Genomic DNA, 12447 nt, shown 5'->3' with positions numbered 1-12447 from the left:
AGACAGCCGACCGTCAAAGCAGATGAAAGGATACAATCATGAACCGCGTTGTCACAATCACCCTCGCCGCCGCCCTCTCCTCGCTTGCATTTGCCGGCGCCAGCCGGGCCGAAAGTCTTGGGATGAACACCGCCCACGGCATCGAGCAGACGCTCAGGACCTTCCAGGGCAATGACTTCAACGTCGAGCAGGTCCATAATTGGCGCAATCTCGATGACGAGACGACAGGCCCGCGCTCGGCGCCGGAACGCTCCGGCCAGGCCATCCGCGGCATCCAGGCTTCGATCGACGCCAACCGGTCGCTTGCCCGTCGGCTCAACCATGAAGGCGTCGACGTCCGCAACATCGTCAATGCCGAACAGGCGGCTGACGGAAGCCTGACGTTCTACGTCCGCTGAGGTTCCAGCGCATCGCCAACGATAGAGCGTCCCGGCGCGTTCCGCCCGAAGCGCGGCGCTCAAAGCATGGGCGGCGGTCTCCTCTCCGCCCATGCCGGGGATTTCCCGGATCAGCGCAGACGGGCATTGAATTTTCCGCCAATATGATAGCTTCTCTTCCTGCAACAGGAGGACATCATGGCGACAGAACCGAAAGCGGTGCTCAATATCGCCGATCTCGCGCTCGATCACTGGAAACAGGGCGAGTTCTACGAAGGGGCTGACGCCTCGTTCGGCGCACGTCTTGGTCTGGCCGGTCTCGGCATCAGCTATAATGAAGTGCCGTCGGGCAAATCGAGCTGCCCCTTCCACAATCACCATGTCGAAGACGAGCTTTTCTACGTGATCGCGGGCACCGGCGAATACCGCTTCGGCGACGAGCGCCATGCGATCAAAGCCGGCGACGTGCTCGGCGCGCCGGCCGGCGGGCCTGAAACGGCGCACCAGATCATCAACACCGGCACGGCGCCCCTCGTCTATCTCGGCATCTCGACGATGGCGAAGACCGAGATCGTCGAATATCCCGATTCCGGAAAGTTTCTCGCCAAGACCAACAGAGATGGCGCAAGGCCCGGGCGATTCCGGCATATGGGACGCGCGGAAAGCGACCTCGACTATTGGGACGGCGAGCCCGGCGCGTGACGGCGCAGCTCCCGGAGGCCTGATGTGACCGACATCCCCACGCTCGAAACGCAGCGGTTGACGCTTCGCCCTCACCACTTCGACGATTTCGAAGCGCATGCGGCGTTGTGGGCGGACGAGGATGTCGTTCGCTTCATCACCGGCGCGCCTTCAACGCGCGAGCAAAGCTGGAGCCGCATGCTGCGCATTGCCGGCATGTGGCATTATATGGGCTTCGGCTTTCTTGCGATCGAGGAAAAGGCAAGCGGCCGGTTCATCGGCGAAGCCGGATTTCTCGAAGCCCGCCGCGAAATGGAGCCGTCAATCGAAGGAACGATGGAGGTCGGCTGGGCGCTGATGCCGGCGGCCCAGGGCCGCGGTTATGCCACCGAGGCGCTGACAGCCCTGATCGGCTGGGCGGCAGCGCGTTTTCCGGGAAAGGCAATGAGCTGCATCATCAGCCCCGAGAACGTGGCGTCGCTCAGGGTCGCAGCCAAGCTCGGCTTCCGCGAGACGGCGCGCGCACAGTATAATGGCGAAGTCATTCAGTTTTCGCGTTAGGGAATTTCGTCGAGCGGGTTGCCCAGCGCCCGTCGATATGGGTGGAGACCGACCGCTATTGCGGTCTTTTTGACACGTGCCGATATCGCCGATGGCGACAGCAGGCTCAAGCAAAAGAATGTCGACGCGCTTCGGCTTGCGGCACCCGACTTCATTCCCGGATAGATCCGGCTTCGCACCTGCTACGCGCAAGGAACGCGCTATAGAAACATCCCCAAGGCAGATACCTTCGCACCCCTCACGCTGACAGGAGGCAATGACGGGCGAGCAGCGTGGTAATTGCAGCCGGCAGAAACTCCCCATCCACAAGAGGCTGATTACAGATATGACCATTTTCATTGTTTGCCATAAGGATTTGCCGAGCTACCCTCCTCCGGAGGGCTCGAAAATCATATGGCTCAATTCCAAACCGCCTTTGGACAACAGGGGGATGGATGTTATCGCCGGTTATGATTTTTTCAGCGAGCCGGAGGAGATTCACGCGAAATTGTCAGGATCGCTGGGAACGCTAGTCATCGCAAAAGTCGTCTCGGAAGAAACTGTAAAACCTCGCAACATTACCATCTGGCAGTATCGTAAATTTTTAACAAGACTAAAAATCGGAACGCCGAATCCCGAATATCCCGGCATGAATATAGCAACTTCAGAAGAAGTAGAAATCACAAGACCAGAGAATCCGGCGATTTTTTCAGAAGGTTTCTTTCTGCCTCGTCCATTGAATCTACATAACATATCGTATCACTATGCAGGCTGCCACAATATTGTTGACTTTTTCAGATATACGGCGTTTTCAGTCGAAGCAAATACTTTAACGCAAGCCGAAGCTTTGCATTTTTTTAATTCCGGCACTCTCGTTCCTGGAGGTATTGAGCTCGGCACATATCCGACGGACTGGTGGCTGGATACTTTTGTGCGCCTTGTGGCGCCGTCTCTTGAATTTGCGAAACGATATCAACCGTTTCAAGCCGAAGATCCCGTGCAGAAACGTGCGATCTCATTTTGCCAGGAGCGTCTGGGAAGCTATCTTCTAATCAAGCGGTTGGCCGAGCTCTATGGCAACAACCTGCCTGGGTTCTTGTTCGGAGATATGGCTACCGTATCGAATGATGGTGTCTATAGAACCGGCGTATAAACCGAGGCAATCCCAAACGTAGTATCGCAAGTCTTTGCGATACTGGCAGCAGAAGCGGCTGAGCGAGCAAAGCTGGCTAGAGAAAACTGACCCCGGATAGGTCGAGCTCCTGCAATCCCTCCAGGCTGACCAGCGAAAGTCCTGCGAACAGTGTGGCGCAAGCTTCACATCCAATAGTCGATACCCAAACCAGCCCGAAGCCGTTTCGTGAATCGCGAAGACGGCGGCCATGCACGAAGGACGATGCCTTGACGATCAATCAGCCTATTCCCGCTCTGCCGGCCGGTCTTCCTGATCTGGCGCTTCTCACGGAAAAAGCTGCCGGCACGGGGTCCGTCATTATCTACCAGCCTTATCTCGGCCCTTCGCAGCGCAGCCAGCTCGACGCGGCTGCCGTACCGCTCGACATCTCATTCAACACGCAGGCTGCGACCCGCGAATACGAGCTCTTCCGCATCCTGCATGCGCATCACGAGGCGATCGGCCTCGGCGAGGACGTGTTCTGGGGACTGCTGTCCAGCAAATTCGAGGTGAAGTCGGTGACGAGCTTCCCATCCTTCGTTACCGAGGCGGAAAAGGCCAGGGCGGAAGGTGCGGACGCCTATCTCTACAATCCGCTGATCGGCCACGCCGCGATCTACAGCAACGTCTGGGAGCATTCCCTGCTTGGCGGCCGTCCAGGCATGGAGCCGATCTTCCTCCATATCCAGCAACTCGGCTATCCGATCGCGCCGCCGCAAGACAAAACCGCCTTCATGTTCTGCAACTATTTCTGCGGCAACAGGAAGTTCTGGTCCGGATATTTCGCCTTTTGCGAAGTCATTCTGGAATCGCTGGAAAATGAATGGCGCCGCGGCACGCCGGCGGGCATTGCCTATGCCGGTTCGGCGCAGTATTCACGCGACGCCAACGCGACGATGCGCCCCTTCGTGATCGAGCGTCTGCTCGGGCTCTATGTCCAGCAGGCTGCTACAACAGGATTGAAGATCGCCGCCTTCGTGCCGGCGCCTGCCGATTTCGAGTGGAAGTTCGGTGGCCGCCTCGGCCGGATGCTGCATGGTCTCTTTACCGCCAAGGAAGCTTTTCTTCAGAGCCCCGACGAGGCCCACTTGGCCTCTTGGCAGGAGGGCCGCCAACCACTGATCAAGCAGCCGCACCTTATCTGGTTCGCCGATGATCCGCCGGTCTGGATGCCGCGCGGCCAGTTCACGGGTGGTCGCGAACTGATGCGTGCCTATGCTCCGCAGGCTTCCGGCGCCTCCCCGGCGCCGCAGCAGGCTGTGCGTACCGAGATCCCCGCCGCCCAGAAGATCGAGCAGCCGCTTCGCAACGCATTGCAGCCCTTTGCCGGCGGATGGCAGGCCCACAAGGATCGCCATTGCATCTGGATCGTGACGCCTGCCAATTACAACCACAGCCACGCCTTCGACGAGGTTGCGCTCGGTCTGCAGGGTGCCTTCCATGAGCTGGGCGGTTCTGCGCCGATCGTCAGAGACATGAACGAGTTCGCGGACCGTGCGCCGATCATTTATGGCGGCAACCTCCTTCCGGCCGAAATCGTCGATCATCTGCCGAAGGACAGTGTCATCATCAATCTCGAGCAGGTGTCCGAAGAAAGCATCTGGATCAATTCGCGCTATATGTCGATCCTGAGGGCAATGCCGGTGCTCGACTACAGCCCGCGCAACCGCGAAAACCTTGCCGCCAAGGGTATCGATCACGCCGGCGTGCTCGAAATCGGTTACAACAGTTGCCTGAGCCAGATCCAGCATGCCGTCGTCAAGGATATCGACGTGCTCTTCTACGGCTCGATGAACGAACGCCGCCATCACATCCTGAAGACGCTCGAAGAGGGCGGGCTCAAGGTCGCGCATCTCTTCAACATCTATGGTGCGGAACGCGATGCGGCGATTGCCCGCGCCAAGATCGTCATCAACATCCATCATTATGCGAGCGGCGTCTTCGAGATCGTGCGCATTTCCTACCTGCTCGCCAATCGCGTTTGCGTGCTGACGGAAGGCGACATCCGCGATCCGGACCTCCAGCCCTTCATCGGCGGCTTGGCAATCGAGCCCTATGACGACATGATCGAGCGCTGCTACAAGCTGATCGCAGATGCCGACGAGCGCGATACCATTGCCGCAAAAGGCCTTGCCGCCATCCAGAGCCGCTCGCAGGCGGAGATGCTGATGAGCGTTATGAAGGCGGGCGCCTGATGAAGGCCGCAGAAAAGGTAAGTCATGCATATTGAGACCGCCGCCATCGAGGGCATCGTTGCAATCACGCCGCCACGTTTCGGCGATCACCGCGGCTACTTCTCCGAGGTATTCAAGGATGCCTGGTTCCGGGAAAATGTGGCCGACGTCACGTTCGTCCAGGACAATGAATCGCTTTCGGCGCAGGCCGGCACCGTCCGGGGGCTGCATTTCCAGATACCGCCCTTTGCACAGGGCAAGCTGGTGCGCTGCCTTGCCGGCCGGATCATGGATGTCGTCGTCGATATCCGCGTGGGATCACCGAGCTTCGGCAAATGGCTCTCTCAGGAGCTCTCACCGGACACCGGCAAACAGCTCTGGATCCCGCCCGGCTTCGCACACGGATTCGCAACGATCAAGCCGAACAGCGTCATCAGCTACAAGGTAACCGCACCCTACAGCCCGCAGCATGATCGGGGCATCGCCTGGAACGATCCGGCGATCGGCATTCGCTGGCCCTTCGATGAGACAGACATGGTATCGTCCGACAAGGACAAGACGCTGCCGCGGCTCGCCGATCTGCCAAACCATTTTTCCTATTCAGCACAGCAACCCCAGGATTGATCGACGATGCGCATACTGGTCACGGGCGGAGCGGGCTTCATCGGATCGGCATTGGTGCGCCACCTCGTCAGCGAGATCGGCGCCGAGGTGCTGAATGTCGACACGCTGACCTATGCCGGCAATCTGGCATCGCTGAAATCCGTCGAATCGGCGCCGAACTATCAATTCCTGCGCGCCGACATCTGCGAGCGCGCCAGAATGCAGGAAGCATTCGCGTCCTTCCGCCCTGATATCGTCATGCATCTCGCGGCCGAGAGCCATGTCGATCGCTCGATCTCGGGCGCGGCTGATTTCATTCAGACCAACATCGTCGGCACATTCAGTCTGCTGGATGCCGCACGGCACTATTGGGATGGGCTTGACGCTCACGGCAAGAGTGCCTTCCGCTTCCTGCATGTCTCGACGGACGAGGTCTACGGCTCGCTCGGCGACGAGGGCCTCTTCGAGGAGACGACGCCTTACGATCCGTCCTCGCCCTACTCCGCCTCCAAGGCCGCGAGCGACCATCTGGCGATCGCCTGGCACCGCACCTACGGCCTGCCCGTCGTCGTCTCCAATTGCTCCAACAATTACGGCCCGTTCCATTTCCCGGAAAAGCTCATTCCGCTGATGATCCTGAACGCACTGGAGGGCAAGCCTCTTCCGGTTTACGGCAACGGCGCAAACGTCCGCGACTGGCTCTATGTCGAAGACCACGCCCGCGCACTCTTCACGATCGCATCCAGAGGGCGCCCCGGCGAAAAATACAATGTGGGCGGCCGCAATGAACGCAGGAACATCGATGTCGTTCATCGCATCTGCGCCATTCTCGACGGCGTCTACAGTGACAAGGCACCGCATGCGCGTCTGATCACCAACGTCACGGACCGCCCCGGACACGACGCACGCTATGCGATCGATGCCACGAAACTCGAAAGCGAACTCGGCTGGAAGGCGCAAGAGACCTTCGAAACCGGCATCGAGAAGACCGTGCACTGGTACTTGGAAAACGAATGGTGGTGGAGGCCGCTGCGCGAAAACGTCTACTCCGGCGAACGCCTCGGCGTTTTCAAGGGGTGATAAGCGATGCGCATTGCCGTCACCGGTAAACAGGGCCAGGTCGTACAGTCGCTGCTCAGACGCGGCGCCGAAACGGGCGTCGAAATCATCGCGGTCGGCCGCCCGGAAATGGACCTCGCAGATCCTGCAAGCATTGCAGCCGCCTTCTCGGCTCTGCGGCCGGATGTGATCGTCTCCGCCGCCGCCTATACGGCGGTCGATAAGGCCGAGAGCGAAGCCGAGCTTGCCTTTTCCGTCAACGCGGTCGGCGCCGGCGCGGTGGCCGAGGCTGCCGCGCGGATCGGGGTCCCGGTCATCCACATTTCGACCGACTATGTCTTCAGCGGCGACAAGGCCTCTGCCTATTGCGAAGAGGATGCGACCGGGCCGATCTCCGTCTACGGGCGTTCGAAGCTCGCGGGCGAGACGGCCGTCGCGGCGGCGAACCCGAACCATGTCATCTTGCGCACCGCCTGGGTCTATTCGCCCTTTGGCACCAATTTCCTGAAAACGATGCTGCGGCTTTCCGAGATGCGCGATCTTCTTCGCGTCGTCGCCGATCAGACAGGATGCCCGACCTCGGCACTCGACATCGCCGACGCGGTTCTTGCAATCGCAACCCGGGTCGTCGCCGACGCTGACCCATCGCTCCGCGGCACCTTTCACCTGACCGGCAGCGGCGAAGCAAGCTGGGCGGACTTCGCCGAAGAGATATTCGCGGCGCTTCTTAAATCGGGCGGCAGAAACGTCGGCGTCGAGCGCATCCCGACGACGGACTATCCGACACCGGCCAAGCGTCCCGCCAATTCGCGTCTCAACGGCGACAAGCTCGCCAGAACATATGGAATCCGGCTCCCCGAGTGGAAGCAGTCCATGACGATTGTCATGCAAGACCTTTTGAACAAAGGTCTTTAAGGAGAAAGCATGAAGGGGATTATTCTTGCCGGCGGCACGGGCACGCGTCTGCATCCGATCACGCAGGCCGTGTCGAAACAGTTGATGCCGGTCTACGACAAGCCGATGATCTACTATCCGCTGACGACGCTCATGCTCGCCGGCATCAGGGAGCTGCTGATCATCACGACGCCCCACGACCTCGAAGCCTTCAAGCGCCTTCTCGGCGACGGCTCGCAATGGGGAATTTCCCTGACTTATGCCGTACAGCCGAGCCCGGACGGCCTCGCCCAGGCCTTCATCATCGGCGCCGACTTCGTGCACGGTGACAGCTCGGCACTCGTCCTCGGCGACAACATCTTCTACGGGCACGGACTGCCGGAAATCATGAAATCCGGCACGAGTCGTGGGGAAGGCGCGACGGTCTTCGCCTATCACGTCACCGATCCGGAACGCTATGGCGTTGTCGGCTTTGACGAAAAGATGAATGCGCTGTCGATCGAGGAGAAGCCGAAGGCGCCAAAATCGAACTGGGCGGTGACCGGCCTCTATTTCTACGACCAGCAGGTGGTCGATATCGCCGCCAACCTGAAGCAGTCGCCGCGCGGCGAATTGGAAATCACCGACGTCAATCGCGCCTATCTCGAGCGCGGCCAGCTTTTCGTGGAATTGATGGGCCGGGGCTATGCCTGGCTCGACACCGGCACACCTGATAGCCTGCACGATGCCGCCGGTTTCGTCAGCACGCTGGAGAAACGCCAGGGCTTCAAGATCGCCTGCCCCGAAGAAGTCGCCTGGCGCATGGGTTACATCTCGCAGGACGACCTCGCCAAGCTGGCAGAGAAGCACGGCAAGAGTGCCTACGGCCAATATCTGACGAAGCTCTCCCCGGTTTGGTGAGCTATCTGGGCGGCCAGACGCGCCGTCCCTTTCAACTCGCGCATGACACCGAAAATCGACGCGGGGGCAGCCCCTCATCCGCCTGCCGGCACCGACCGGGGTCGAGCCACGCGTCTCGACCCGTCCTTCGGACCCCCGCTTGCGGGGCGAAGGGACCAAGCCGCGCCCTCGCCGTCCCCACCAGCCTCTCGTAAGGCACGTCCCCTCGCCCCGTTTTTACGGGGGGAGGGTTAGGGTGAGGGGCAGCCATCGGCTCGAACCGGACAGCAGGACACCGGTACAGGGTTTCGATTCAGGCGCTCGGAAATTCCGCCAGCCGGGCGGCGTAGCGCGCCATGGTGTCGACTTCGAAATTGACGAAATCGCCAGCCTGGCGCTCGCCCCACGTTGTCACTTCGAGCGTGTGGCGGATGAGCAGGACGTCGAAATCCGTGCCGTCGACCGCGTTGACGGTCAGCGAGGTGCCGTCGAGGGCGATCGATCCCTTGGGGGCGACGAATTTCGCCAGATGTTCGGGTGCGCGCAGGCGGTAACGCGTGGCGTCGCCCTCCGATGTCACCGAAAGGATTTCCGCCTTGCCGTCGACATGGCCGGAAACGATGTGGCCGCCGAGTTCGTCGCCGATCTTCAGCGACCGCTCGAGGTTGATGCGGCTGCCTTCCCGCCAGGTGTCGATCGTCGTCAGCCGCAGCGCCTCCTCCCAGGCCTCGACCTCAAACCAGCGGCCGTTGCTGCCTTCCTGCGGCAGGCCGGTCACGGTGAGGCAGATGCCGGAATGGGAGATGGAGGCGCCCATATCGATGGTAGCAGGGTCGTAGGAGGTCGCAACGCGGAGCTTGATGCCCTCCTTTAGCGATGAAACGGACTCGATCGTGCCGATATCAGTGACAATTCCGGTGAACATCAACTCTCTCTTTCATATTCATCCAGGCGATCTGCGCCAAATATACGCGTGCCCATATGGGCGAAACCGGATGGTATGTCGGTTGCATCAAGCGGCGATTCAATACCGTCCGCGCCGATGATGCCGGGCGCCTGGTAAAGCTGGATGCGGTCGACGAGACCGGCTTCCAGGAAAAGCCGCGCCGTCTTGGCGCCGCCCTCGACCAAAAGCGAAGAAATGCCGCGTGTCGCAAGCGCCGGCAGCAGGATTTCCGGATGATAGGGATTGCAATAGACGATCTCGACGCCGGCGGCTTCGAGTGCGGCGCGGCGGGATTCGACCTCGTTAGTGTCAGAGGGTGCGTTACCCCCCTCTGCCCTGCCGGGCATCTCCCCCACAGGGGGGGAGATTGGCTGGGAGCTTGCTCCCCGCTCCACATCGTCTCTCGAAGTCGAACCATCGCCATGTGTAGCTGAGGAACTCAGGTCGTGCTCCTTGCCAATCTCCCCACTTGTGGGGGAGATGTCCGGCAGGACAGAGGGGGGTATCCCCTCCACATCCGCCGTTAAAGGCGACACGTCCTCACTCGCCACCACGATGACCGGCACGTCTCGCGCCGTCGCAACCAGCTTGCTCGTCAGCGGCAACGCCAAAGACGGATCGAGCACGATACGAACAGGCGACTGCGCCTCCAGGCCGGGTGTGCGCACCGTCAGCAGCGGATCGTCCGATATCGCGGTGCCGATGCCGACCAGGATCGCATCGGTTTCGGCGCGCAGCGCCTGCACCTCGGCGCGGGCCTCCGGGCCGGTGATCGCCACCTGCCCCTCCCCCTTGCGGCCGATCATGCCATCGGCGGAAACGGCAAGCTTGAGAGTCACATAGGGCCGGTTCTTCGTCTGGCGAGTGAGATAACCGGCCAGCGAACGCCTGCCCTCGGCTTGCAGCACACCTGCATCCACCTCGATACCGGCGTCGCGCAGCATGGAAATGCCGCGGCCGGAAACCCGCGGATCGGGATCGGTGACGCTGATGACGACGCGGGCGACGCCAGAGGCGATCAGCGCCTCGGCACAGGGCGGCGTCTTGCCGTGATGCGAGCAGGGTTCGAGCGTGACATAGACGGTGGCGCCGCGGGCAAGTTCGCCGGCTTCGGCGAGCGCTTGCGGCTCGGCATGCGGACGGCCGCCGCGAGCGGTGACCGCTTGGCCGACGATGACGCCATCCTTGACGATCAGGCAGCCGACGGAAGGGTTGGTGGCGGTGCGGCCAAGATGCCGGCGCGACAGCCGGATCGCCGCCGCCATGAAACTCTCGTCATGCGGCGTGATGCTCATGGCTCATCTGTCCAGCGGGTCGCGGGCGATCTTGGCGTTGATTTCGGAAATAACCTTCTCGAAATCCTCGGCAAGCGAAAAATCCCGATAGACCGAGGCGTAGCGCACGAAACCGACATCGTCGAGGCTCTTCATGGCTTCCAGCACCTGCAGGCCGATCTGCTCGGAGGAGATTTCGGTCTCGCCGGAGCTTTCCAGCCGGCGGACGATGCCGGAGACGGCGCGCTCGATGCGGTCACGCTCGACGGGGCGTTTGCGCAGCGCCACTTCGAAGGAGCGCACCAGCTTGTCGCGGTCGAAGGGCACCTTGCGGCCGGTCTTCTTGATGACCATCAGCTCGCGCAGCTGCACGCGCTCGAAGGTCGTGAAGCGGCCGCCGCAATCCGGACAGATACGCCGCCGGCGGATGGACGTATTGTCCTCCGCCGGGCGCGAATCCTTGACCTGAGTATCTTCCGAACCGCAATAGGGGCAGCGCATCGCTACTCCTTACCCCATGTAGTCATACATTGGGAAGCGGTCTGTAAGGTTGACCACCTTGCCGCGCACGGCGGCTTCGACCGCGGCATTGCCTTCGTCGGAATTGGCGACCTTCAGGCCGTCGAGAACCTCGACGATCAGGTTGCCGATTTCGCGGAATTCGGCTTCCTTGAAGCCGCGCGTCGTGCCGGCCGGCGCGCCCAAGCGCACGCCCGAGGTGACGAAGGGCTTTTCCGGGTCGAAGGGAATGCCGTTCTTGTTGCAAGTGACATAGGCGCGGCCGAGCGCTGCCTCGGCGCGCTTGCCGGTGGCATTCTTCTTGCGCAGGTCGACGAGCATCAGATGGTTGTCGGTGCCGCCGGAGACGACGTCGAGACCGCCTGACATCAGCGTTTCGGCAAGCGCCCGGGCGTTCTTGACCACCTGAGCGGCGTATTCCTTGAACTCCGGCTGCAGCGCCTCGCCGAAGGCAACCGCCTTGGCGGCGATGATGTGCATCAGCGGGCCACCCTGCAGACCGGGGAAGACGGCCGAATTGAACTTCTTGGCCAGATCCTCTTCATTGGTGAGGATGACGCCGCCGCGCGGGCCGCGCAGCGACTTGTGCGTCGTCGTCGTCGCGACATGGCAATGCGGGAACGGCGAAGGATGCTGGCCGCCGGCGACGAGACCGGCGATGTGAGCCATATCGACCATCAGATAGGCGCCAACCGAGTCGGCGATCTCGCGGAAGCGCTTCCAGTCCCAGATGCGGGAATAGGCAGTGCCGCCGGCGATGATGAGCTTCGGCTTGTGCTGTTCGGCCTTGCGGGCGACGTCATCCATGTCGAGCAGGTTGTCGCCTTCACGCACGCCGTAGGAGACGACGTTGAACCACTTGCCGGACATGTTGACCGGCGAACCATGCGTGAGGTGACCGCCCGAATTGAGATCGAGGCCCATGAAGGTATCGCCGGGCTGCAGCAGCGCCAGGAACACGGCCTGGTTCATCTGCGAGCCGGAATTCGGCTGGACGTTGGCGAAATTGACGCCGAACAGCTTCTTGGCGCGCTCGATCGCCAGTTCCTCGGCGATATCGACGAACTGGCAGCCGCCGTAATAACGCTTGCCCGGATAACCCTCGGCATATTTGTTGGTCATGATGGAGCCCTGGGCTTCCAGCACGGCGCGGGAGACGATGTTCTCGGAAGCGATCAGTTCGATCTCGTGCCGTTGGCGACCGAGTTCCTTTCCGATCGCGCCGAAAATCTCGGGATCGACGTCCGCAAGCGAGCGATTGAAGAAGGATTCGGTGGAAGCATTGGTCATGGGCGGGCTCCTCAACTGGAATGCGCGAAGGTATTAT

The 12447-nt window shown here is 61.2% G+C and carries 12 protein-coding genes and 1 pseudogene; 9 read left to right on the top strand and 4 right to left on the bottom strand.

Translation table 11 applies throughout. The features are described 5' to 3' along the window. Nucleotides 1-38: 38 nt before the first annotated feature. The 9 genes and pseudogenes from CO655_RS08395 to rfbA all read left to right on the top strand — a co-directional run bounded on the left by CO655_RS08395 (nucleotide 39) and on the right by rfbA (nucleotide 8402). A complete protein-coding gene (locus CO655_RS08395; RefSeq protein WP_097606434.1) occupies nucleotides 39-398 on the top strand; it encodes a hypothetical protein in 360 nt (119 codons plus the stop codon). A 177-nt stretch (nucleotides 399-575) separates the two neighbouring features. Then, entirely contained in the window at nucleotides 576-1079 is a 504-nt protein-coding gene (locus tag CO655_RS08390; protein WP_097664347.1) for a cupin domain-containing protein, read from the top strand. A 24-nt stretch (nucleotides 1080-1103) separates the two neighbouring features. Next, nucleotides 1104-1619: a GNAT family N-acetyltransferase gene (locus CO655_RS08385; protein ID WP_097664346.1), complete on the top strand. Its 516-nt coding sequence runs from the start codon at nucleotides 1104-1106 to the stop codon at nucleotides 1617-1619. Between the two features lie 325 nt (nucleotides 1620-1944). Continuing rightward, nucleotides 1945-2751, top strand: coding sequence for a hypothetical protein (locus CO655_RS08380; RefSeq protein ID WP_097664402.1), 807 nt, complete (start codon nucleotides 1945-1947; stop codon nucleotides 2749-2751). A 248-nt stretch (nucleotides 2752-2999) separates the two neighbouring features. Beyond that, nucleotides 3000-5002 (top strand): annotated as a pseudogene (locus CO655_RS08375) (glycosyltransferase family 1 protein). Beyond that, complete coding sequence (rfbC, locus tag CO655_RS08370) at nucleotides 4992-5570, top strand: dTDP-4-dehydrorhamnose 3,5-epimerase (protein ID WP_097664344.1); 579 nt, start codon at nucleotides 4992-4994, stop codon at nucleotides 5568-5570. Before CO655_RS08375 ends, rfbC begins: the two are co-directional and overlap by 11 nt. A 6-nt stretch (nucleotides 5571-5576) precedes the next feature. Continuing rightward, the gene (gene rfbB, locus CO655_RS08365; protein WP_097664343.1) at nucleotides 5577-6629 is read left to right on the top strand and encodes a dTDP-glucose 4,6-dehydratase; all 1053 of its coding nucleotides are present in this window, start codon (nucleotides 5577-5579) and stop codon (nucleotides 6627-6629) included. A 6-nt stretch (nucleotides 6630-6635) separates the two neighbouring features. Beyond that, a complete protein-coding gene (gene rfbD / locus CO655_RS08360; protein ID WP_097664342.1) occupies nucleotides 6636-7523 on the top strand; it encodes a dTDP-4-dehydrorhamnose reductase in 888 nt (295 codons plus the stop codon). 9 nt (nucleotides 7524-7532) lie between these two features. Further along, entirely contained in the window at nucleotides 7533-8402 is an 870-nt protein-coding gene (gene rfbA, locus CO655_RS08355; protein WP_097664341.1) for a glucose-1-phosphate thymidylyltransferase RfbA, read from the top strand. A gap of 292 nt (nucleotides 8403-8694) precedes the next feature. On the opposite strand, the gene CO655_RS08350 is transcribed toward rfbA, so the two are convergent. Genes CO655_RS08350 through glyA form a run of 4 tightly spaced genes read right to left on the bottom strand, consistent with a single transcriptional unit; the run spans nucleotide 8695 to nucleotide 12410 of the window. Beyond that, nucleotides 8695-9306, bottom strand: coding sequence for a riboflavin synthase (locus CO655_RS08350; RefSeq protein WP_097664340.1), 612 nt, complete (start codon nucleotides 9304-9306; stop codon nucleotides 8695-8697). Further along, a complete protein-coding gene (gene ribD / locus CO655_RS08345) occupies nucleotides 9306-10622 on the bottom strand; it encodes a bifunctional diaminohydroxyphosphoribosylaminopyrimidine deaminase/5-amino-6-(5-phosphoribosylamino)uracil reductase RibD (RefSeq protein ID WP_097664339.1) in 1317 nt (438 codons plus the stop codon). Before ribD ends, CO655_RS08350 begins: the two co-directional genes overlap by 1 nt. 3 nt (nucleotides 10623-10625) lie before the next feature. Further along, nucleotides 10626-11102, bottom strand: a complete 477-nt coding sequence (gene nrdR, locus CO655_RS08340; RefSeq protein ID WP_003547190.1) for a transcriptional regulator NrdR — start codon at nucleotides 11100-11102, stop codon at nucleotides 10626-10628. Nucleotides 11103-11111: 9 nt separating this feature from the next. Next, nucleotides 11112-12410: a serine hydroxymethyltransferase gene (glyA, locus tag CO655_RS08335; RefSeq protein ID WP_097606424.1), complete on the bottom strand. Its 1299-nt coding sequence runs from the start codon at nucleotides 12408-12410 to the stop codon at nucleotides 11112-11114. Between the last annotated feature and the right edge of the window lie 37 nt (nucleotides 12411-12447).

The sequence above is a fragment of the Rhizobium sp. M1 genome, assembly GCF_002531805.1.
Taxonomy (GTDB): Bacteria; Pseudomonadota; Alphaproteobacteria; order Rhizobiales; family Rhizobiaceae; genus Rhizobium; species Rhizobium etli_C.
This window is presented reverse-complemented; position numbering and strand designations above follow the sequence as displayed.